The sequence below is a fragment of the Pandoraea sp. ISTKB genome (genome assembly GCF_001721285.1).
In the GTDB taxonomy this organism is placed as follows: domain Bacteria; phylum Pseudomonadota; class Gammaproteobacteria; order Burkholderiales; family Burkholderiaceae; genus Pandoraea; species Pandoraea capi.
In genome coordinates this window covers 15,164-37,189 of record NZ_MAOS01000058.1, presented here as the reverse complement: position 1 = coordinate 37,189, position 22,026 = coordinate 15,164, and the positions used below count along the sequence as shown (strand labels likewise).

General features: G+C 62.5%; 23 protein-coding genes. 10 read left to right on the top strand and 13 right to left on the bottom strand.

The features are described from left to right. Positions 1 to 488: 488 nt before the first annotated feature. The 5 genes from A9762_RS21445 to A9762_RS21425 all read right to left on the bottom strand — a co-directional run bounded on the left by A9762_RS21445 (position 489) and on the right by A9762_RS21425 (position 5,678). A complete protein-coding gene (locus A9762_RS21445; RefSeq protein WP_069344025.1) occupies positions 489 to 857 on the bottom strand; it encodes a cytochrome o ubiquinol oxidase subunit IV in 369 nt (122 codons plus the stop codon). After that, the gene (locus A9762_RS21440) at positions 858 to 1,484 is read right to left on the bottom strand and encodes a cytochrome o ubiquinol oxidase subunit III (RefSeq protein WP_069344024.1); all 627 of its coding nucleotides are present in this window, start codon (positions 1,482 to 1,484) and stop codon (positions 858 to 860) included. It lies immediately after the preceding gene. Between the two features lie 2 nt (positions 1,485 to 1,486). Next, positions 1,487 to 3,466 (bottom strand): cytochrome o ubiquinol oxidase subunit I, encoded by a 1,980-nt coding sequence (cyoB, locus tag A9762_RS21435; protein WP_069344032.1) that lies wholly within the window; start codon positions 3,464 to 3,466, stop codon positions 1,487 to 1,489. A 15-nt stretch (positions 3,467 to 3,481) separates the two neighbouring features. After that, a complete protein-coding gene (cyoA, locus tag A9762_RS21430) occupies positions 3,482 to 4,537 on the bottom strand; it encodes a ubiquinol oxidase subunit II (RefSeq protein ID WP_083254170.1) in 1,056 nt (351 codons plus the stop codon). A 511-nt stretch (positions 4,538 to 5,048) separates the two neighbouring features. Beyond that, the gene (locus A9762_RS21425; protein ID WP_069344022.1) at positions 5,049 to 5,678 is read right to left on the bottom strand and encodes a LysE family translocator; all 630 of its coding nucleotides are present in this window, start codon (positions 5,676 to 5,678) and stop codon (positions 5,049 to 5,051) included. A gap of 268 nt (positions 5,679 to 5,946) precedes the next feature. On the opposite strand from A9762_RS21425, the gene A9762_RS21420 reads away from it, so the two are divergent. Next, positions 5,947 to 6,411, top strand: a complete 465-nt coding sequence (locus A9762_RS21420; protein WP_044456539.1) for an Lrp/AsnC family transcriptional regulator — start codon at positions 5,947 to 5,949, stop codon at positions 6,409 to 6,411. Between the two features lie 171 nt (positions 6,412 to 6,582). Next, positions 6,583 to 8,043, top strand: a complete 1,461-nt coding sequence (locus tag A9762_RS21415; protein ID WP_240493662.1) for a sensor domain-containing diguanylate cyclase — start codon at positions 6,583 to 6,585, stop codon at positions 8,041 to 8,043. On the opposite strand, the gene A9762_RS21410 is transcribed toward A9762_RS21415, so the two are convergent. Continuing rightward, positions 7,971 to 9,164: a LysR family transcriptional regulator gene (locus A9762_RS21410; protein ID WP_069344021.1), complete on the bottom strand. Its 1,194-nt coding sequence runs from the start codon at positions 9,162 to 9,164 to the stop codon at positions 7,971 to 7,973. The two genes, A9762_RS21415 and A9762_RS21410, sit on opposite strands and share 73 nt — an antisense overlap. Beyond that, entirely contained in the window at positions 9,161 to 10,645 is a 1,485-nt protein-coding gene (locus A9762_RS21405) for an MFS transporter (RefSeq protein ID WP_139133336.1), read from the bottom strand. The genes A9762_RS21410 and A9762_RS21405 overlap by 4 nt, the downstream gene beginning before the upstream one ends. Positions 10,646 to 10,731: 86 nt before the next feature. On the opposite strand from A9762_RS21405, the gene A9762_RS21400 reads away from it, so the two are divergent. After that, on the top strand, positions 10,732 to 11,391 hold the full coding sequence (locus A9762_RS21400; RefSeq protein ID WP_069344019.1) for a metalloregulator ArsR/SmtB family transcription factor: 660 nt from the start codon (positions 10,732 to 10,734) through the stop codon (positions 11,389 to 11,391). Between the two features lie 97 nt (positions 11,392 to 11,488). Here A9762_RS21400 and A9762_RS21395 read toward each other — a convergent pair whose 3' ends face one another. Further along, the gene (locus tag A9762_RS21395; protein WP_069344018.1) at positions 11,489 to 11,806 is read right to left on the bottom strand and encodes a YnfA family protein; all 318 of its coding nucleotides are present in this window, start codon (positions 11,804 to 11,806) and stop codon (positions 11,489 to 11,491) included. Between the two features lie 111 nt (positions 11,807 to 11,917). Between A9762_RS21395 and A9762_RS21390 the strand changes: the two genes are divergently transcribed. After that, positions 11,918 to 12,124, top strand: a complete 207-nt coding sequence (locus A9762_RS21390) for a SlyX family protein (protein ID WP_069344030.1) — start codon at positions 11,918 to 11,920, stop codon at positions 12,122 to 12,124. A gap of 323 nt (positions 12,125 to 12,447) precedes the next feature. Further along, complete coding sequence (locus tag A9762_RS21385) at positions 12,448 to 13,023, top strand: DUF1439 domain-containing protein (RefSeq protein WP_069344029.1); 576 nt, start codon at positions 12,448 to 12,450, stop codon at positions 13,021 to 13,023. 96 nt (positions 13,024 to 13,119) lie between these two features. On the opposite strand, the gene A9762_RS21380 is transcribed toward A9762_RS21385, so the two are convergent. The 4 genes from A9762_RS21380 to A9762_RS21365 form a co-directional block, all read right to left on the bottom strand. Continuing rightward, positions 13,120 to 13,545: an organic hydroperoxide resistance protein gene (locus A9762_RS21380; RefSeq protein ID WP_069344017.1), complete on the bottom strand. Its 426-nt coding sequence runs from the start codon at positions 13,543 to 13,545 to the stop codon at positions 13,120 to 13,122. Positions 13,546 to 13,834: 289 nt separating this feature from the next. Further along, positions 13,835 to 14,419, bottom strand: a complete 585-nt coding sequence (locus A9762_RS21375) for a TetR/AcrR family transcriptional regulator (protein WP_069344016.1) — start codon at positions 14,417 to 14,419, stop codon at positions 13,835 to 13,837. Positions 14,420 to 14,600: 181 nt separating this feature from the next. Further along, a complete protein-coding gene (locus tag A9762_RS21370; RefSeq protein WP_069344015.1) occupies positions 14,601 to 16,808 on the bottom strand; it encodes a TonB-dependent siderophore receptor in 2,208 nt (735 codons plus the stop codon). Positions 16,809 to 17,040: 232 nt separating this feature from the next. Beyond that, positions 17,041 to 17,682: an FMN-dependent NADH-azoreductase gene (locus A9762_RS21365; RefSeq protein ID WP_069344014.1), complete on the bottom strand. Its 642-nt coding sequence runs from the start codon at positions 17,680 to 17,682 to the stop codon at positions 17,041 to 17,043. 101 nt (positions 17,683 to 17,783) lie between these two features. Here A9762_RS21365 and A9762_RS21360 point away from each other — a divergent pair, with 101 nt between their 5' ends. From A9762_RS21360 to A9762_RS21345, 4 genes are all read left to right on the top strand, one after another. Further along, on the top strand, positions 17,784 to 18,152 hold the full coding sequence (locus A9762_RS21360) for a helix-turn-helix transcriptional regulator (RefSeq protein ID WP_240493660.1): 369 nt from the start codon (positions 17,784 to 17,786) through the stop codon (positions 18,150 to 18,152). Then, positions 18,149 to 18,631: an SRPBCC domain-containing protein gene (locus tag A9762_RS21355; RefSeq protein ID WP_069344012.1), complete on the top strand. Its 483-nt coding sequence runs from the start codon at positions 18,149 to 18,151 to the stop codon at positions 18,629 to 18,631. The genes A9762_RS21360 and A9762_RS21355 overlap by 4 nt, the downstream gene beginning before the upstream one ends. Before the next feature lie 83 nt (positions 18,632 to 18,714). After that, positions 18,715 to 19,209, top strand: coding sequence for an Lrp/AsnC family transcriptional regulator (locus A9762_RS21350; protein WP_069344011.1), 495 nt, complete (start codon positions 18,715 to 18,717; stop codon positions 19,207 to 19,209). Next, a complete protein-coding gene (locus A9762_RS21345) occupies positions 19,202 to 20,140 on the top strand; it encodes a DMT family transporter (protein ID WP_083254169.1) in 939 nt (312 codons plus the stop codon). The genes A9762_RS21350 and A9762_RS21345 overlap by 8 nt, the downstream gene beginning before the upstream one ends. Positions 20,141 to 20,216: 76 nt before the next feature. Here the strand turns inward: A9762_RS21345 and A9762_RS21340 are convergent, their stop codons facing one another. Next, a complete protein-coding gene (locus tag A9762_RS21340; RefSeq protein WP_069344010.1) occupies positions 20,217 to 20,975 on the bottom strand; it encodes an SDR family NAD(P)-dependent oxidoreductase in 759 nt (252 codons plus the stop codon). 133 nt (positions 20,976 to 21,108) lie between these two features. Between A9762_RS21340 and A9762_RS21335 the strand changes: the two genes are divergently transcribed. Next, the gene (locus A9762_RS21335) at positions 21,109 to 22,014 is read left to right on the top strand and encodes a LysR family transcriptional regulator (protein ID WP_069344009.1); all 906 of its coding nucleotides are present in this window, start codon (positions 21,109 to 21,111) and stop codon (positions 22,012 to 22,014) included. Positions 22,015 to 22,026 lie beyond the last annotated feature (12 nt).

Here is a 22,026-nt window from a genome sequence, read left to right as displayed (position 1 = left end):
GCGCTCCAATGCCTGTTAAGTCGCACCGCGGGCGGCCCCCACCCCGATCCAGCATCGATAGCGATGCGACGACACCATCGACGTGCAACCGATAGCACCACCGCGACGGACGGTTGCCGTTTGGCGTCGTCATTCGGCGCGGAGATGGTTGCATTACAGGATGTATGAGCGGTGATTGTCGGTGCCCTGACGGAGCGACTTTAAGGTGGAGCGCAGTCAGGGTACCGGCAAGCGCCGCGGGTTGGGGCGATGGAGAGGGCTGTCGGCGATAGGTTGACGGGCGGTGTCGACGCACAGGTGAGGCGTGAGCAAAAAGGGCGATTCGATTAGTCGAATTGCCCTTTTTGCGTACTGAGGCGTCAAAGAGGCACCAGACCAGCCCGAGCCCGAGCCCGAACCAAAACACAAAAAGAAAAAAGGCGGCCCGGAAAAATCCGAAAGCCGCCTTTTTCACTTACCCGAGAGAGCCCCGGGTAAGACCGGAAGACTTACATCCCCGGCATCATCAGCGAGTTGGCGTTGTGCATGATCCACAGCGAGCCGACGAGCACGATGGCCACGATCAGCACGGTGAACAGGAACGCCATCACATTCCAGCGCTGTTCCGACGAGCGGTCCATATGCAGGAAGTAGATCAGGTGGACGATGATCTGCACGAGGGCTGCGCCGAGGATCAGCGGCAGCACCGTCGACGGCGGCATCGTGCCATCCATCACCAGCTTGAACGGCACGACCGTCAGGATCACGGCGAGCACGAAGCCGATCAGGTACGACTTCACGCTGCCGTGGCTGCCACCGGCCGCATTGTGGCCAGCGTCGTGGCCGTGCGATTGCACCGATTTGCTATTGCTGCTCATTTACATCGCTCCCATCAGGTACACGACCGTGAAGACGCCGATCCAGACCACGTCCAAGAAGTGCCAGAACAGCGAGAGGCATTGCAGACGCGTGGTGTTGGTCGACGTGAGGCCCTTCTTGCCGATCTGGAACATCAGCACGGCCATCCACAGCAGGCCCGAGGCCACGTGCAGACCGTGCGTTGCCACCAGTGCGAAGAACGACGACAGGAAGCCGCTACGGTTCGGACCTGCGCCTTCGAGGATCAGGTGATGGAACTCGTACAGTTCCATGGCGATAAACGCCGCACCCAGGATCCACGTAATGGCGAGCCAGCCCATCACGGCGCCCTTCTTGCCGTTGTGCAGGCCGATCATGGCGAAGCCATAGGTGATCGACGAGAACAGCAGGATGAAGGTTTCGACCAGCACGAACTTCAGGTCGAAGAGTTCCTTACCCGTGGGGCCGCCCGCCGTCGAGTCACGCAGTACAGCAAACGTGGCGAACAAGCTGGCGAACAGCACCAGGTCGGTCATCAGGTACACCCAGAAACCGAAGATCGTGTTGCCCCCGGTGTCGTGGTGCGCGTGGTCATGCGCATGCGCATCGGCATGCGCGCCCGTGTGTTTGAGAACTTCGCTCGTCATGATTAAGCCTTTGCTGCTGCGGCCAGTGCCTGATGGTGAGCCGATTCAATGGCCACCACTTCCGGCGACTGCACGTAGTAGTCGATCGAATCGTTGTTGCTACGGCAGATGAACGTCAGGATCATGCCCACGAAGCCAACGATGGCGAGCCACCAGATGTGCCAGATGGCGGCGAAACCGAACACCAGCGAGAAAGCACTGATGATGAAACCGGCGCCAGTGTTCTTCGGCATGTGAATCGGAGCGTAGCTCGTCTTCAGATCGCTCTTGATGCCGTGTTCCTTGCGATAGGCCAGCTCGTCGATGTCATGCACGCGCGGCTCTTCGGCAAAGTTGTAGAACTGCGGCGGCGACGACGTCATCCACTCCAGCGTACGGCCATTCCAGGGATCGCCCGTGGTGTCGGCCAGTGCCTTGCGGTTCTTGATCGACACGACCAGTTGCAGCACCTGGAAGCCGATACCGGCAGCGATGAACAGCGCACCGATCAGTGCGGCGATCAGCCAGGGTTGCCATTCCGGATTGCTGTAGTGGTTCAGACGACGGGTCATGCCCATCAGGCCCAGCACGTACAGCGGCATGAACGCGAGGTAGAAGCCGATCAGCCAGCACCAGAAGCTTGCCTTGCCCAGACGCTCGTCGAGCTTGAAGCCGAAGGCCTTCGGGAACCAGTAGTTCATACCGGCGATGTAACCGAACAGCACGCCACCGATGATCACGTTGTGGAAGTGAGCAATCAGGAACAGCGAGTTGTGCAGCACGAAGTCCGCGCCCGGCACAGCCAGCAGCACGCCCGTCATACCACCGATCACGAACGTGACGATGAAGCCCAGCGTCCACAGCACCGGCGTGGTCATCTGAACGCGACCACGGTACATCGTGAACAGCCAGTTGAAGATCTTCACGCCGGTCGGGATCGAGATGATCATCGTCGCGATACCGAAGAAGGCGTTCACGCTGGCACCCGAGCCCATCGTGAAGAAGTGGTGCGCCCACACGAGGAACGACAGCACCATGATCGCCGCCGTGGCGTACACCATCGACTTGTAGCCGAACAGCTTCTTGCCCGAGAACGTCGAGATGATTTCCGAGAAGATACCGAACGCCGGCAGAATCAGGATGTACACCTCCGGGTGACCCCAGATCCAGATCAGGTTGATGTACATCATCGGATTGCCGCCCAACTCATTCGTGAAGAAATGGAAGTCGAGGTAGCGATCCAGCGAGAGCAGACCCAGCGTCACGGTCAGGACCGGGAACGCGGCGCACACCAGCACCATCGTGCACAGGGACGTCCAGGTGAAGATCGGCATCTTCATCAGGTTCATGCCCGGCGCGCGCATCTTCAGAATCGTGACGACGAAGTTCACACCCGTGAGCAACGTCCCCAGACCTGAGATCTGCAAGGCCCAGATGTAGTAATCCACCCCCACGCCCGGACTGTACTGAATGCCCGAGAGCGGCGGGTATGCCAGCCAGCCCGTGCGAGCGAACTCACCCACGGCCAGCGACAGGTTCACCAGCACGGCGCCAGCCACGAACAGCCAGAACGACAGCGTGTTCAGGAACGGGAACGCCACGTCGCGTGCGCCGATTTGCAGCGGCACCACGAGGTTCACGAGACCCGTCATGAAAGGCATCGCCACGAAGAAGATCATGATCACGCCGTGGGCGGTGAAGATCTGGTCGTAGTGATCCGGCGGGAGAATGCCGCCCGAGTTGTGCGCGAGCGCCAGCTGGGTACGCATCATCATGGCGTCGGCAAAGCCGCGCAGCAGCATGACGAGAGCGACCAGCACGTACATGACACCGATCTTCTTGTGATCGACCGACGTCACCCACTCGTTCCACAGGTACTTCCACTTGCCGAAGTAGGTGAGCAGCGCGAGGATGCCCAACCCACCAATCACCATCATGCCGACCGCGCCCATGATGATGGGCTCGTGGTACGGGATGGCTTCGAGAGTCAGTTTGCCAAACAGCGTTGACATTGTTGTTTACTCCTTATGCGCGTGCGCAGCCGCACCAGCGTGCATCGCGTGCGCGCCGGCGTCCATGGCCATGGTCATCGACTGGCCTTGCACGTTGGCAGCGGCGGCCGGAGCCGTCGCGGCATCGGTGCCCGCGCCCTTCATTTCCATCTTCATGTCCATACCCTTCATGTCCATGGCACCGTGGTTCTCATGGCCTTCATGCTGCTGCGCCATGCCCGATGCCATCGGGGCATGCACGATCGACTGGAACATGTTCGCGTCGACCGAGCTGTAATACGTGACCGGCGTGTTCTCGCTCATCGGCACCAGCGAGGCGTAGGCGTCCTTGTCGAGCACCTTCTTCGACTCGCGCACCTTCGTCACCCATTGCTGGAAGTCGCCGTCGGTCATGGCCAGCGTCTTGAAGCGCATGCCCGAGAAGCCGCCGCCGCTGTAGTTCGCCGAAATGCCGTCGTACGAGCCGACGTGGTTGGCGATCAGATGCAGCTTCGTTTCCATACCGGCCATCGAGTAGACCTGGCTACCCAATTGCGGAATGAAGAACGAGTTCATGATCGATTCCGAGGTGATCTTGAAATTCACCGGGACATCGACAGGAACGGCCAGTTCGTTGATCGACGCAATGCCCTGTTCCGGGTAGATGAACAACCACTTGTAGTTCAACGCCACCACTTCGACGGTGATCGGCTTCACGTCGCTTTCCAGCGGCTTGTAGGGATCGAGTTCGTGAGTGGAGACCCAGGTGATGCGCGCAAGGATCGCAATGATGATGATCGGCACGAGCCAGACCACGACCTCAATGGCCGTCGAGTGCGACCAATTCGGCTCATAGCGCGCCGACTTGTTGGTTGCGCGGTACTTCCACGCGAACCACAGCGTCATCAGAATGACCGGAATCACCACGATCAACATCAGCCAGGTGGCCGTGAGGATCAGGTTCTTGTTCTCGATTCCGATCTGCCCCTTAGGGTCGAGCAGCGTCATGTCGCAGCCTGCCAAAAGCAGCGGCGAGCACAAGGCGAGCAGCCTAAACAATCGCGGGTTTCTGTGTTTCTTCATGTCACACGACAGGGTTGAGTTGGCCAGCGAACGGCGCAACACGGGCTTACCGGCCTGATGCAGGGTCGCAGGAGGTTGGCAAGGGTTAAGGTGAGACGGGAGCAGTCGTCACGCCGGTATTGCACCGGTCGAACTACGACGACTGTGTCATCGAAAAGACGGGAACCGGGGCGGATTGCCGCCCGCAGACCTCAAGTCACTGTCCGACTTCTTGTCTTTTACTTCCATCACGGTGCGGCATTATGCCGAAGTTTAATTAGGCGGGACATCGCGCACCCGCCTGCGCGACAATGTGTCGCGCGGCCCTCACGCGTACGCGCGCGACGTTTTCCAAGCAGATCGACACCTTTTTGGCGGTAAACGCTGTGCAATGCAGCAATTCGGGAAGGTTCTCTGAATTCAAGAGGTGCGACGTTGTGTCGCACCCTGATTTGCGGTGTCGCAGCGAAATGCACTCAAGTGGTGCAATCGCTGGAGGGTGATGTAGGTGAGATGTATTGTGCCCGGCTTTTCAGTCGAGCGACAGTCGTACGGCAAATGCCATGAGCGCCGCGCCGAACGACCAGCGTTGTACTTTTTGTGCAAGCGGACGTGCGCGCAGCCAGCGCGCGATGCGCACGGCGCCGAAGGTCAGCGTCACGTCGAAAATCGCGCCGACGGCCAGCAGCAACACCCCCAGTTCGAGCACCTGACTCCACACCGGCCCCGCCTCCGGACGCACGAACTGCGGCAGCAGCACCGAGCAGAACAGCAACGCCTTGGGGTTCAGCACGCTCGAGAGCACCCCACGGCGAAACGCATGAGAGAGCGGCGGTGCGGTGTCTTGCGCGGCGGCCGTCACGTCCATGCCGAACGCCGGCGAGCGCCAGATCTGAATCGCGACCCATGCCAGATAGATCGCGCCCACGATACGCACCGTCTCGAAGAGCCAGGGTGCCGCGCGCAACAACGCCGCCACGCCGCAGGCCGAAAGCGTCACGTGCGCGGCGCGGGCCAGTGCCAGACCGGCCGCCGTCGCCAGACCGTGACGCGTGCCCCGCATCATGCTCGTTTGCATCACGACCGCCATGTCGGGCCCAGGTAATGCGTAGACGACGACCAGCGCGCCGATGAACACCGTGAGCAATTGCAGCGAGACCATGACCTTTCCCCAGAGGATTTGAAGCAGTGAAAACGTGCTTCATGATCTCGCCAATCCATGAGTGAAACATGGCGTTTTCCACCCACAAAAATCTAAATATTTGGAGTAATTCTCTTTCATTGAACAAATTACAAAGCAAACCACCAATGCCGCTTTTTGCGTATCACCGGTCGGATTAGGACGAATGGATGAGGGAAACACTTTCCGGACGCGGCAGATCGTGGTGGAATGCCATCTTTGAAGCTGTTTTTGTAGCGGGACACCCACAATGAACGAACTTGACGCCATCGATCGAGCGATTCTCGCCATCGTGCAACGCGATGGCCGTATCTCCAACGCCCGACTTGCCGAACGCGTGTCACTCTCCGAGACCCCCTGCGCCCGACGCCTGAAACGCCTCGAAGCCGAGGGCTACATCACCGGTTACCGCGCCGAACTCTCGCATCGCGCACTGGGTCTGGGCGTCACGGCATTCGTTCACGTGCGCTTCGCGGTACACGACCGCGCCCTGTCCGAACAATTCGAGCGTGAAGTGCAGGCCATCGATCGCATCGTTTCCTGTCACAACATCTCGGGCAGCGCCGACTATCTGCTCGGCGTCGTCGCCACGGATCTCGACGATTACGGCAGTTTCACGCGCGACGTGCTGCGCGCCCTGCCCGGTGTCACCGCCATCGAGTCGATGCTCTCCCTGCGCGAAGTCAAGCGTGATACGGGCGCACCCCTGCTGTAGATCAGATTCACTGCGGCGTAGAACAGGTTTAACCTTAGAATGGCGGGCTAAGACCAGAACCCGATCAGATCAGGTGCCTAAATGGACGCCATGCCTGCCGTACCTCCTTTGCCCACCTCATCGCCGTCCGACGTCACTCCCGGGAGTGACGGTCATACCGACGACGCCCTGATGTTCGATCTCGCGCCAGTCTCGCTCTGGCTCGAAGACTTCAGCGGCGTGAAGCAGTTGTTCGACGAATGGCGGGCGCTGGGGGTGCGCGATCTGCGCGCCTACTTCAAGGCCGATCCAGCGCAGGTCTCGCTGTGCTCACAACGCATTCGCGTCATCAAAGTCAATCGACGCACACTCGCCATGTTCAACGCACCGTCGCTCGACGACCTCGTGGCCAACCTGCCGCGCGTGTTCCGCGACGACATGCTCAAGACGCACATCGAAGAACTCTGCCAACTGTGGGACGGCAAAACGCACTTCACGAGCAAGACCGTCAACTACACGCTCGACGGACGCCGTCTGGACGTGCTGCTCAATGGATCGGTACTGCCCGGCCACGAAACCTCGCTCGATCGCGTGCTGATCGCGCTGGAAAACGTGACGGAACTGGAACACGCCCGCGAGCGCGTCACGATGGGCGAGCAATACGCCCGGGGCCTCTTCGAATATTCGCCGGTCTCGCTGTGGGTCGAAGACTTCAGCGCGATCAAGCTGCTGCTCGACGATGCACGCGCACGCGGTATTACCGACTTCCGCACCTTCACCGATGTTCACCCTGAGTTCGTCGAGCGCTGCATGCAGGAGATCGACGTGCTGGACGTGAACCGCCACACGCTCGCGATGTTCGTCGCCCCCGACAAGGCGACGCTGCTCGGCCGCCTGCCCGACGTGTTCCGCGACGACATGCGTCACAACTTCCGCGAGCAGTTGATCGACCTGTGGGAAAACAAGCTCTTCCAGCAACGCGAAGTCATTAACTACGCGCTCGACGGCAACGAGATCAACGTCCACCTGCAATTCGCCGTGCTGCCCGGCCATGAAGCGCGATGGGATCTGGTGCTGGTCGCGCTCACGGACATCACCGCACGAAAGAAGGCCGAGTCGTATCTGGAATTCCTCGGCAAGCACGACGTGCTCACCAAGCTGCGCAACCGTTCGTTCTATGTCGACGAACTCAACCGGCTCGAACGCAAAGGCCCCTTCCCCGTGACGGTGGTCGTGGCGGATCTGAACGGGCTGAAGGCGGTGAACGACCAGCTCGGCCACGCGGCAGGCGATGCGCTGCTGCGCCGCGCTGGCGAGGTGCTGGGCAAAGCCGTCGTGGCGCCGCAGATTGCCGCACGTATCGGCGGCGACGAGTTCGCGCTGCTGCTGCCGTCTACCGATGCCACGGGGGGCGCGGCGATCATCGAGAGCATTCGCCAGCTCGTGGAGTTGAACAATTCGTTCTACCCGGGCACGCCGCTGTCATTCTCGATGGGGATGGCAACGTGCGAAGCCGGCGAGCGTCTCGAAGCGACGATTCAGCGCGCCGACCTGCTGATGTACGAGGAGAAACGAAATCACTACGCCGGCAGCCTGAACGAGCGACGCGGATTCGACGGCGGACCTTCGGGCAAGACGGGTAGCGGCACATAACGAGTATCTCGGGCATCGCGATCGTCACGAACATCACGAACATCACGCCTCTCGTCATCAAGCGCCGCCTCCGAAGCCGGCACCGCCGCGTCAGTACCGACGTCAGCGGTGGCCGGCTTCGCCGCATTCGCGCGAACGCCGCCATGCATGTCGGCTTGTGCATGGCCCAGCGGCTCGCAGATGAGCGCCAGCCAGTCGACGAAAGCCCGCACGCGCGGCGACACCCGCTTCTGTGACGGATAGGCCGCCGAGAGCCGCAGCGGCGGCGGCGGACACTTCGGCAGCACCGGCACCAGACGTCCCGACGCGAGATACGGCGCCGCCGCGAGCACTGTCGGTTGAATCAGCCCGAGACCTTCGAGTCCTGCCGCAAGATACGCGGCCTCGTCGCCCACATGCAGTTGACCGCGCGTACGCACGCAGGTGGCTTTGCCGCCCACGATCATCGTGAGATCGCCGCAGCGCGCAGGCAGCGGCACGCCTTCACTACCGTGCGAAGCCGACGCCCCCGTCGAGGCCAGCGACTCTGCCGGCGCCGACAACCATTTCACCGAGGTGTGCATCGCGAGATCGTCGAGGTCGGCCGGTGTGCCGTGCGATTCCAGATAGCGACGGCTCGCGCACGTCACACGCGGCAGATCGCCGAGATGCCGCGCCACCAGACGCGAGTCCGGCAACTCCCCGAGCACCACACCGCAATCGACGCCATCGCCACGCCAGTCGCCATGCGCAGGCGTCGCATCCAGCGCGATCTCCAGCCCCGGATAACGCGCCTGAAATTCCGCGAGCGACGGCATCACGACCTCGCGCGCAATGACCGGCGGGAGAACGACGGCAAGGCGTCCGCGCAGTTGCGCCTGCGCGCCGAACAGCCCGGACTCGACCTCTTCGATGTCTGCGAGAATGGCCGAGCAGCGCTCGTAATACGCCGCGCCCTCCATCGTGAGCGCGACACGCCGCGTGGAGCGCGTGAAGAGCGCCACCCCGAACCAGCGTTCAAGATGCTGGATCTGCGTGGTCGCGGTCGCGCGGGGAAGGTCGAGCGAGAGCGCCGCCTTCGTGAAGCTGCCGACTTCGGCGACGCGCACGAAGGTGCGCATGGCTGTGATGCGATCGATCATAGTGCCTCCTGTCCTTCCGGCTTTGCGGCAGCCCCGGCGACCCTACCGCGCAAGATGATGACGGCTGCGCCTGCGGGCGCCAGCGCGAACAACACGAACAACCAGACCGAGGCGCGTTGCACATGCGCCAGCCCACCGTCCGCCAGCCCGGCCGAGTTCGCGACCAGTCCGGCCAGCGCCGAGCCCAGCGCCATCGAGTACAACTGCACGGTCGTGATCGACGCCGACGCCAGCCCCGCTTCGCCCGGGCGCGCCGCCGTCATCACCCGCGTGAGCAAATGCGGCCAGCCGATCCCGACCCCCACGCCCACACCGAACAACGCAATGCATACGCCGGCCACACCCGTCGCGCTCGCAAAGAGCGACGCCTGCGGCAACAACCACGCCAGCGCCAACATGCCGACCGTGACGATCACCGGGCCGAGTCGCACGCGACGATCGGCCGCCTCCCCCTGTCGCCCTGCGCTGGTCATCGAACCGACCGACCAGCCCGCTGCCATCAGCGCGGCGAGATAGCCCGCAGCAAAAGGCGTCTGACCGTGAATCGTCTGAAGGAAATACGGGATGTAGATCTCGCTGGTCATCGCCAGACCGAGCAGGCTCATCACCGCATAGAGCCCGCCAAGACGCGTTCGCAGCGAGTACGCGCCCGTCGGCATCAGACGCGGCAACGCATGGCGCACGCTGCGCTCACGGTGCGCGAGCCACCACGCCAGTCCCAGCCCCAGCACCATCCACACGGCGGCGACGACATGCGAATCGACCACCGCCCCCATCGAAATCGCAACGGCCGATGCACACAGCAACACGACCTTGAACCACGGCACCGCATGCGTTGTGTCGTTGGCGTGCGATGTTCCCTCAGCACCGGCGACCTTGCGTCCGGCGGGGACTTGCGCACGAATGATCAGTCCGAGGCCCACAACCACCGGCAGCAGCGACCAGAACGCCCAGCGCCAATGACCGAACTGGGCGAAAACGCCGCCGAGCGCCGGCCCGCATAACGTAGCAACGCCCCACATCCCCGAGACGAGCCCCATCGCGCGCGACCACAGCGGCGGTGCGAACACGATTCGGATCAGCGCGTAGCTCAACGCGAGCAGAATGCCGCCGCCGAAACCTTGCAGCGTGCGACCCACGAGCATCCACGGCATGCTCGGCGCTGCTGCACACAGCATCGTGCCGGCGCTGAACCCCACCAGCGCGGTGATGTAGGCGACGCGCGGACCGAGCGACGACAGCATCTGCGCAGCGAAGACCGAACCCAGGATCGAGGCGACCACGAATAGCGTGGTGTTCCACGAATACAGATCGAGCCCGCCGATCTCCCTGACGATGGACGGCAACACCGTCGTCGCCACATAGACGTTGGTCGCATGCAACGCCACACCACCCGCCAGCGCCAGCGACCGCCAGCCGTTGTTGCCACTCAACAGATCGCGCCAGCCCGGCGCGCCTTCGTTCGTCGTGCTCGTTGTCATGGATAGACAGCCCCCCATCGGGCGACTAATATGCAAGAAAGTTCTTGGATATTACATGCCTCACGATGAATTACCCAAATAACCACTTGGATAATAGGGCGGGTGCGCCGCTCAGCGCTGCCAGCGCCGGGCACGAACGGGTGCTGCATTGGTTGAAGACGCAGGGACCGGCATCCACGGCCGAAGTCGCGTCGGGTCTGGGGATCACGGCCGAGGCCGCGCGTCAGCAGGTGCAGAAGCTGGTGGCAGAGGGTTTGCTGGCCGGGGAGACGATGCCCACGCGCGGCGCGGGACGCCCGCGTCAGGCATGGGCACTCACCGAGGCCGGCCACAATCGCTTCCCCGATGCACACTCCACGCTCACGATTCAGTTGATCGGCTCGATTCGTCAGTTGTTCGGCGAAGACGGGCTCGACCGTCTGATTACGCAACGCGCGGCGGAGACGCGTGCGCAATACAAGCGCGCGATCGATCCCCTGCCCGGCTTGCCCGAACGCATCGCGAAACTCGCGGAGATTCGTTCGGCGGAAGGCTATATGGCGCGCGTGGAGCGCGATGGCGACGACTGGCTGCTCATCGAAGACCATTGCCCGATCTGTGCGGCGGCGAAAACCTGTCAGGGCTTCTGCCGCACGGAGCTGGAACTGTTTCAGGAACTGGTCGGCGAGCGCGGCACCGTCTCGCGCGAGACGCATATCCTCGCGGGCGGGCAGCGCTGCACATATCGCGTGAAGACGCCGGACTGAAGGGATGGAAGGACGGCTAAAGCGAGCGCCTGAGATCGGTGTGACGCCTCAGTGTGGCGCCTGAATGCGTCACTTGATGCGTCACTCAGTGCATCACTTAGCGCGGCTGAAACGCGATCAGGCTCATACCGGCAAGGGCGACCACCACGCCGGCGATGTCCCACGACGTCGGACGCATCCCGTCGACCAGCCACAACCACACGATGGCGACACTGATATACACGCCACCGTAGGCGGCATAAACGCGTCCGGCGGCCGACGGATGCAGCGTCAGCAGCCATGCGAAGAGCGCGAGTGCAATGCCGCCGGGCACCAGCAGCCACGCGCTGCGATCCTGCTTCAGCCACAACCAGGGCAAGTAGCAACCGACGATTTCCGCCACCGCAGTGACGACATAAAGCAGAAAGGTTTTCATGTTGCGATTATGCCCGGAGCGCTCATTGAGCGACTTACCGCTTGCGGCACGGGCTGGCGAATCGTTCGATGGCCTACAATGCCGCGTTCACCGGAGAAGCCCATGGAATCGTTGGAAGCCCGCGTCGTCGAACTCGAAGTGAAGACGGCGTTTCAGGACGATCTGCTCGAAACACTCAACGAGATCGTCACCCGTCAGGAGCAGCAAATCGATCTGCTGCAAAAGCAGTTCAAGGCGCTGTATCAGCAGATGCAGTCACAGGGTCAGGGGGGTGGCAACGACGGCAATCCGCGTCACGAAATCCCGCCGCATTATTGACCCGTCGCCGTCCATCACCACGCATTCCCACGCGCTTATGCGGGTCGGTTTTCCGGGGGGAGTGGCGCGTTTTGTGGTTCCGGTGCAACGCCAATTGTGAAGTCTTGTCCCGGATGTCCGGCGCACGGATCAACGCGGCGTTCAGAACGATTCCACATCCGACGAGTCACAAAACCATCGACGATTCAACGCGCGCCCGCTTGTCCGGCGCCCACGACATGACTTCGCAACGCTCCCGTAATACCGCTCGCACGCTTCACATCCACGGTTCGACGTCTGCCGACGGCGCATCGGACATCCTGGACGTGTCAGGCCAGTCAGGCATGTCGCGCCGCACGACCCTGCGTCTGACCCTCGGCGGCCTGCTCGGCGTGACGCTCACGCCGTTCATGCGCGTGGCCGAGGCCGGCTACAACATCTGGACCGGCGAGTACACGATGACGCGCAAGGACATCGAGACGGCCGTCGACAAGCGCTTTCCCACCACGCTCAACTACGGCCAGTTGCTCTCCGTCGAGCTGACGCATCCGCAGATCGGCTTCAATCCGCAAGCGAACCGCATCAACACGCAGGTCGATGCTCAGGTGCAGAACGTGCTGCTGCAAGGCCAGCCGCTCAAGGGCGTGCTGGCGATCTCCAGTGCACTGAAGTACGACCCGGTCAGGCGCGCCGTGCTGCTCGACAACCCGAGCGTCGAGCGCGTGGACGTGAACGGCATGCCACCCGCCTACGGCCAACAACTCACGGCCATTGGCGGCAACGTCGCGCAACAGGTGCTCAACCAGTACCCGATCTACACGTTCAAGCCGGAGCAACTGAAGTACGGTGGACGCGATGTCGAACCGGGCGCCATCACCGTGCTGCCCGACGGCATCAAGGTCGAAGTGAAGACGAAGTGATCGGCGACGCTTGTCGACTTGTTTAGGGCAAAAGCATCGCATAGCAAAAAGGGCAGCCCGAAGGCTGCCCTTTGCACATCTACCGATGCCGACCGCTTAGACGATCGTCAGCGTCACGTCGATGTTGCCACGCGTGGCGTTCGAGTACGGGCACACGATGTGCGCCTTTTGCACGAGCGCTTCGACCACGGCGCGGTCCACACCCGGCACGCTGATCTTCAGTTCGGCCTGAATGCCGAAGCCGGTCGGGATCTGGCCGATGCCCACGGCGCCGTCGATCTTCGTCTCGGCGGGCAGCGTGACCTTTTCCTTGCCGGCGACGAACTTCAGCGCGCCGAGGAAGCAAGCCGAGTAACCGGCGGCGAACAGTTGTTCCGGGTTCGTGCCGCCAACGCCGGGGCCACCCATTTCCTTGGGCACGACCAGCTTGACGTCGAGCACGCCGTCGGACGAGACGGCACGGCCATCACGGCCTCCGGTGGCGGTGGCATGGGCGGTGTACAGCACTTTTTCGATCGACATGACGAACTCCTGGTAAGTAGAAAATTTCACTTCCAAACTTCGACCATCCTGACCTGACACGCCGTCGTGGCGTTGCCTTGAAGCCAAGCGGTCATCTTAATGCACCTGCGGGACCCCTTTCGTGAACGTGAGCGCAACCTTGCACCGACGTTCGTCCCGTTTTGTCTCGCTTCCGTATTGCTTAGGTCCTGCTTCTTACATTCCACCATCTATCTACTTATAGGTAGATGAATGATCACAAATAAACGGGAGAACTCTCCCGTTGTGATTCTGGCCTGCATGCCGCCGGTCAGGCGACCCCGCACACCGATGCGACCACATCCTCCAGCCGCGACGGCGCACGAAACAACCGAGACGCCATCACACTCCCCTGAAACCCGGCGAACAGCGCGCGGGCGGTGGCTTCGGGTGACGATGTCAGCTTCAACGTGCCGTCGGCCTCCCCCTGCGTCAGCACACGTGCCAGCCAGGCTTCGTGAAACGCGAAGAACCGTTGCACCGCTTCGCGCACCGTCTCCGGCAACGTTTCGATGTCCGCCGCCAGCATGCCGCACAGGCAAATCCGGTGGCCGTCTTCGACAATGCGCCCGAACCCCTGCGAGTACAACGCGAGCTTTTCCGGTGCGGGCAGCGACTCGTCGATCTGCGCCAGCCCTTCACTGATGAAAGCGTCGTACGCCTTGATCGCTTCGAGCACCAGATCTTCCTTGGCCGGGAAGTAGTAATGAATGCTCGATGTCTTCACCCCGACCCGCTCCGCCAGATCCCGATAGCTGAAGCCGTTGTAGCCTCGCGTCATCAGGAACATCTGCGCGTGATCCAGCAGTTGCTCTCTGACGGTCGATGCAGCAGGCGATGTCGTTGTGCGGTTCATGTGACGAACTTTATCTACTGGTAGATAGATAGTCAAGCGGTTTTTTTAAAAGGCCCCGATGGATTCTTTCGATGAGATCGATAGCGTGGGCACCGAAAAGCAAAAACAGCGGCCCGGAGGCCGCTGTCGAAGGTGCTGCAATGGATGACGACCGACATCTGTCGGACATCCGCCAGATCGATCAGAAGTCGATCTTGGCGTTCAGGCTGAACATGCGCGGGTCGGCCGGCTTGATGTAGTTGTCGTACTGGTACTCCCAGTATTGACGGTTCGTGAGGTTGCTCACGGCAGCGCGCAGCGTCACGTCCTTGCCGGCGACGCGCGTGCGGTACGTCGCGCCGAGGTTGATGAGCGTGTAGCCCGACACCGTCAGCGAGTTCTGCGGGTTGAGCGACGTGCGGCCGTTGTAGCGGATGTCGCCGCCGACCGACAGGCCCGGCACGTACGGGATCTTGTATTCGACGTTGCCCGAGAGCACGAAGCGCGGTGCGCCGCCGACACGGTTGCCGTCGAAGCCGCCCGACGTGCGTGCGTACCAGGCGTCGAGCGCCATGGCGCTGGCGCCGACCGTCCATTGCGAGCCGAGCTTCACGGAACCGGCAAGCTCGATCCCCTGATAGATCGACTGACCGTCGGCCACGCGGGCATTCGCGCTGTTCGTGTAGACCGCGCCGCGCTCGATACGGAAGAGCGCCGCCGTCGTGCTCCAGGTGGCCTGCTCCGTCTTCACGCCGACTTCGTACTGACGGCTCTTGAACGGGTTGAGCACCGCGCCGGCATTGGCGTAGGTCGAGCCGACGACTTCACCGGCTTCGAGCGCTTCCACATAGCTCGCGTAAGCGGTGGTGTTCGCCGTGAGCTTGTACATCGCGGCGAGCGTGGGCGTGAACACGCCGTTCGTCGAATACGTCGACAGACCCTGCGCGTTGGTCTGATCGTAGTTCGTGAAGCGGCCGCCTGCGAGCACCGAGAAACGATCCGTGATCTGGACCGTGTCGGACGCGAAGACCGACTTCTGCTCGATGGCGCTCGAACGTTGCGCCTGAAGCGGCGTGCCGTCACCGTAGAACTGGTACGACGCGCCCTGATACAGATTGCCCGAGTACGTCGAGAACGCAACGGACGGATTCGCCGTCACGGGGCTGTAGAGATACGCATAGTCGTTCGTCTGATATTGCGAGGCGTAGCCGAACGTCAGTTGATGCGTGAGCGGGCCGGTGCGCACCTTGCCTTCGGCCGTCACTTGCCAGGCGTGGAACGTGTTGATTTCATCGCCCAGATCGTTCAGACCACGGTAATCGCCCGCGCCGTTGAGCAGATACAGCGTGGCTTCGTTACGGTCGCGCGTGGACTTGTTGTAGGCGAAGTTGGCCGACACCTTCCAGTCCGGATTCACCTGATATTGCAGTCCCGTCGTGTAGAACTGCGTGATCGTGTTCAGGTGCGTGGCCTGCGTCTGGAGGTTCGCGTTGGAAACGTTGATCGGGCCCGGCAACTGGTTGCCGGTGAAGTATGCGGTCGAGAGCGACGGCGACGTCCCCGTCGCACGGCGGTCCTGATACATCGCGCCGAAGTTCCACGTGAGGTCCGGCGTGATGCGCGCATCCAGGGCCACCGACACCGTATCGCGGTTCAGATTACCGTCGGTGTACGTGCGGCCTTCCTCGTGGGTGTAGTTCAGGCGGGCGCCAAACATGTCGTTCGGACCGGCACGGCCGCCGAGGTCGACGTGCTCACGCCAGATGCCCTTCGACTGGAAGCCCACGTCGATGCTCGCGATGCGTTCGTCCGTCGGCTTCTTCGTCACGTAGTTCACCACGCCGCCCGGTGCCACGAAGCCGTACATGAAGCCGGACAGGCCCTTGAGCAATTCCACGCGGTCGAACTGTTCGTACGGCATCGTCACGCCGTAGGTCATCACGGGCATGCCGTCGAGCTTGAAGCCCGACTGCCAGTCGATGGGCATGCCGCGCACGTAGATGTAGCCGGCCCACGCGTCGAAGGCATTACTGCCGTCGGTCACGGAGGCGTCGGTGACGAACACGTCGCCGAGCTTGGCCGGCATGCGCTTTTCCAACTGCTCCTGGCTCACCACCGTCGTCGAGAAAGGCGTCTCGAGCTGGCTGCGCGAACCGAGCGCGCCCGCCGCCACCGACTGCTTGAGGTTCTGCGGCGTCTCGCGCAGCGCCGATTCCGTTACCGTGGTGGCCTTGAGCGCAGCCGGTGCAGCACCGTCGGCAGCCGGAGCCGCGACAGCCGTGTCGGTAGCGGCCTGTGCGAACGCCGACGTGGAACACGCGGCGGCGAAGGTCAGAAAGGCGGCGAGGGCCAGCGGGCGGATGGCAGCGCGCGAGGCGCGGCCGGCGTGATAAACCTGAGCGGACGACATGCTTGAAATCCCGTGTATCCAGAAAACTGTTTTTATTAATGAGAATCGTTAACGTTCTCATTCGCAGCGCAGGATGGTATCAGGTCACCGCACATCGTCAACAAATGTTGTTATTCCGTGGTAACGACAACACAGAAAAACAACATTTCCTTTCCTTACCGGTCAAGGGACACGTCGGACGCCGCCACGCAGCGCTCGCCTCGCAAGGCGTTGCCAGACGCTGTCGCACCGGTTAGTCGCGGCACCCCGGCGAGACTGCCTCGCGCCGCACCTGCGCGACGTGAGGCGCCAGGAACGCCTCTCGCTCGACTGTCCCATTCAGTACGTTCACCGCACCGTCCGCCAGCACGAACCGCATGTCGTCGACGCCCAGATAGCCGAACAACGTGCGCAACCACGGTTCGATGAAGTTCAGCGAGGCCATCGCCGCGCCCGCACCGTAGTGCCCGCCCGCCGCGATGACGAAGGTCGCCCGCTTGGCGTCGAGCCTGCCGCGCGGCCCCGAACTCGTCGGCTGCACCGTCTCGCCCTGCCGCACAATGTGGTCCACCCACAGCTTGAAACTCGCCGACGGCCCCCAGTTGTGCATCGGCACCCCGATCACGTAATCGTCCGCCCGATGCAACTCGGCGGTGAACACATCGGACAGCTTGAGCAGGTCGCGCTGTTGCGGGGTTCGCATCTCCGCCGGGGTGAAATTCGCCGCGCTCCATGCGGCGTCGATCACTGGCATCTCGGTGCTGGCAAGATCGCGGTAAAGCACTTCGCCATGGGCATGCGCCTGTTGCCACTCGCGTGCGAAGGCCTGCGTCAGACGACGCGAGATCGAGGTGTCGCCCATCGGGCTCGAGTCGATATGCAAGAGTGTTGCCATCTCGTTTCTCCTGAAAAGGTGAAACGATATTAATCAACCAAAAGGTTGAATGTCAACCGAAAGGTTGATTATTGTGCGGATAGGTTTATCCTCCAGAGACGATGACGAAAACTGAATTCGCGATGCCTCCCGTCAGCCCTGCCGAACGGCTCGATGCCGTGTTCGGCGCCTTGGCCGACCCGACACGACGTTCGATACTGGAGCGCCTGCGCGCCGGCGGCCTGACTATCTCGGCATTGGCCGCGCCGTACGACGTCAGCCTGAACGCGATCTCCAAGCACGTGAAAACGCTCGAGAAGGCGGGTTTGATCCGACGCGAGGTTCGCGGTCGCGAACACACCTGCGAACTCGACGCGACGCGCATGGCGGAAGCGTCGGCCTGGCTCGATTACTACGCCGACTTCTGGCAAACGCGTATGGATGCGCTCGAAACGCATCTGGTGAACAAGCGCAAGCGAGAGACCCCATGACCTTGCAGACCGTGCGCGTGAGCAAAGTGCTACCCGCCTCGCGCGATGAAGTGTTCGATGCATGGCTCGATCCCGACGGGATGTGCGAATGGATGCTTCCGGGTACCGTCAAGCAATGCGACGTGATGTTAGAACCCCGCGTGGGCGGACGCTTTCACATCTTCATGAAATCGGCGGGTGCCGATTATGTTCACACCGGCGAGTATCTGGTGATGGACCGCCCGTCGAAACTCGCCTTCACGTGGCTATCCTCACGTATGGATCAGCAGCGCACGCTCGTGACGATCGAGCTTTTCGAGCGCGGCGAGCAGCAATGCGAACTCGTATTGACGCATGAGCGCGTGCCGGCCGACCATTCCGCGCGCGGTCTGGGCGTTGGCTGGAACCAGATGCTGGAGAAACTGCGCGAGCACTTCACGAGATCGCACAACGACGCGAGCGCGCGTGACGACATCGCCACCGGCAACGCGCGCAAATAGGCTAATATCGCGGCACTGTCGCCTACCGAGCGGCTAATTGAACGGAACGCCGGCCCCCATCCGGGGCACGCGCGCAGTGTGGTATGGAACTCGACGCCATTGATTTGAAGATTCTGCGGGAGCTGCAAGCCGACGCCCGCCTCACCAACGTTGAACTCGCCTCGCGAGTCAGCCTGTCGCCCTCGCCGTGTCTGGCGCGCGTCAAGGCGCTCGAAGCGGCGGGTTACATTCGTCAGCGCGTGACGCTGCTCGATCCGTCGCGCCTCGGGTTGCACATCAACGTATTCATCCACGTCACGCTGGAAAACCAGAATCGCGACGGCCTGGACGCCTTCGAAACCGCCGTGACCGCCCTGCCGAACGTCATGGAGTGTTACCTGATGTCCGGCGACGCCGACTATCTGCTGCGGGTCATGGTCAGCGACATGGCCGCGTACGAAACGCTCATCACCGATCGCATCTCGCGGATTCCGGGCATCCGCAACATCCGTTCGAGCTTCGCGCTCAAACAGGTCATGTACACCACGGCCGTGCCCGTGCCCGATCCGCACGACGCCTCCTCCGCAGGCGATGCCTGAAGCCCGCGCCGCCGACACTGCCGCGTCAGTGCCCACACCGCAGGGGGGCGCCAGCCAGCAGATCGCGCTGCATGTGGCCGCGATGCTGTTCGGGGCGTCGGCGCTGTTCGGCGAACACATCGCCGCAAGCAGCACGATGATCGTGTTCGGGCGCGGCCTGTTTTCGTGGCTCGCGCTCACGGTCATCGCCCTCACCGGTCTGGCGGGTCTGCGCAGCGCGTCACGCCTGTCGGGCGGTGCGCCGTGGCGCGGCATCTCGACGGCGTCCGCCTTGCGGCTCATCGTCGCCGGCGTGCTGCTTGCCGTGCACTGGCTCGCGTTCTTTCTCGCAATCAAGGCGGGGGGCGTGGCCGTAGGCACACTCGGCTTCGCTTGTTTCCCTGCCTTCGTGATCCTGCTGGAATGGCCGTTGCGCCGTGAGCGTCCGTCGTTGGGCGACGTGGGGGTGATCGCCCTCGTTTGCGTCGGCCTCGCGCTCGTGACGCCTGCCTTCGACTGGCAAGCCGGCGCGACGATCGGTCTCGCGTGGGGCGTGTTGTCCGGCGCGATTTACGCCGTCATTGCGCTATCGAACCGCGTGCTTGGCGCGCAGGCGTCGCCGTTACAGGCAAGTTGGTGGCAATGCCTCGGCATTCTCATCGTGCTCGGGCCGTTCGCGTGGCGTGAAGCCGTGACGTTGCCTGTCGTGCAATGGGGATGGCTCGCGTGTCTGGGCGTGGTGTGCACCGCCCTCGCCTATACCCTGTTCATTCACGCGCTGCGCACCGTCAAGGCCAGTCAGGCCGCCGTGGTGATCGCGCTCGAACCGGTCTATGCCATCGCCTTCGCGTGGGTGCTGTTCGGCACGTCGCCCACGCTCAAGATGGCCATCGGCGGCGTGTGCATCGTCGGCGCCGTGGCCTGGTCCGGCTCGATGCGCTCACGCCGCTGATCGTCGATATCGGTATCGATGAGGGTCTCCGCGGTTCATCGAGCCGCAGAGACCCTCATCGCTGACACATCGCGCGTCAGAGAATCATGCCGCCCGACGCTTCGACACGCTGGCCGTTGATCCAGCCGGTCTCGTCGCTCAGCAGCGCCGCCACGACACCGCCGATATCTTCAGCTTCGCCGACCCGGCCCAGCGCGATGTTGTTGGCGACCATCTTGTGCACCGCCTCGTTGTCACGCACCGTGCCGCCGTTGAAGTCGGTGGCAATCGCCCCCGGCGCGATGGTGTTGGCGCGAATGCCGCGCGCGCCCAGCTCCTTGGCCAGATAGCGCGAGAACACTTCGATACCGCCCTTCATCATGGCGTAGGCCGACGCGTTCGGCAGTGTGAAGCGGGCCAGACCGCTCGAGACGTTCAGAATGCGGCCGCCGTCGGCAATCATCGGCAACAACGTCTGCGTGAGGAAGAACGGCCCTTTCAAGTGCAAGCGCACCAGAAAATCGAACTCGTCTTCCGTCGTATCGACGATCGCCTTATGCAGGCCGGTGCCGGCGTTGTTCACGAGAAAGTCGAACGTGTCGCGCTTCCAGACTTCCTTGAGTAGACGCTTGACCTCAGCGGCGAACGGCGCGAACTGAGACGAATCCGAGGCGTCGAGCGGCAGCGCCACGGCGTTTGCGCCCAGTTTGACGATCTCGGCGACCACCGCGTCGGCTTCTTCGCGCTGGCTGCGATAGGTGAGGATGACATCAGTGCCGCGATGGGCGAGAGCAAGCGCCGAAGCACGGCCAAGGCCGCGGCTGCCACCGGTGATGAGAGCGATCTTACGGGTCATGGTGATTCTCCTGGATGTATGTTCAACATCCTATTGCATCGAATTTCACCAATAAATCCAGCGAATTTGATTACACTGATCAAATTCCAATAACAATCGTTCGTCTGCCCCGACGAATGCCTCCTCGCCCCCCATGCACCAGCTCGACGCCATGCGCATCTTCGTGCGCGTTACCGAGACCGGCAGCTTCACGCAGGCTGCCGACAGTCTCGGCCTGCCGCGCGCCAGCGTGTCCAACGCCATCAAGCAACTCGAAACGAAGCTGGGCACGCGCTTGCTGCATCGGACCACGCGTCGTGTGCAACTCACGCAGGACGGACAGGCCTGCCTCGAACGCTGCAAGGACCTGCTCGCCGACATGGAAGAGTGGGAGACGATGTTCGCCGCGCAGAACGAAGCGCTCACCGGGCGGCTGCGGGTCGATCTTCCCGCCACACTGGCGCGCACGACCGTGATCCCGCAACTGCCGTCGTTTCTGGCGCAGCATCCGGCGTTGCGCATCGAGCTGTCGAGCACCGACCGGCGCGTCGATCTCGTGCGTGAAGGCTTCGATTGCGTATTGCGCGTGGGCGCAGTCGCGGACTCCACGCTGATTGCGCGTCCGCTGGGCCATATGCGGCAAATCAATGTGGCGAGCACGGCCTATCTCAAACGTTACGGCGTGCCGAAAACGCTGGAAGACCTCACGACCCACCGGCTGATCCATTACACGACGACATTGGGCACGCGCCCCGTCGGCTGGGAGTATTTCGATGGCGAGCGCTACGCACAATGGCCGATGGAAGGCGTGTTGACGGTGAATAACGCCGACGCCTATCAGGCTGCCTGCCTCGCCGGACTCGGGCTGATTCAAGCTCCCGAATCCGGTGTGCGAGGTCACATCGCGGACGGCACGCTGCAAGAAGTGATGCCGGACTTTCAGGCCGAGCCGCTCGCGGTGTCGCTGCTCTACGCCAACCGTCGGCATCTGCCGCGCCGGGCGCAGGCGTTCATGAACTGGCTCACCGATCTGCTCACGCCGCGTCTGACGAACCTCTGACCCATCCCGTCC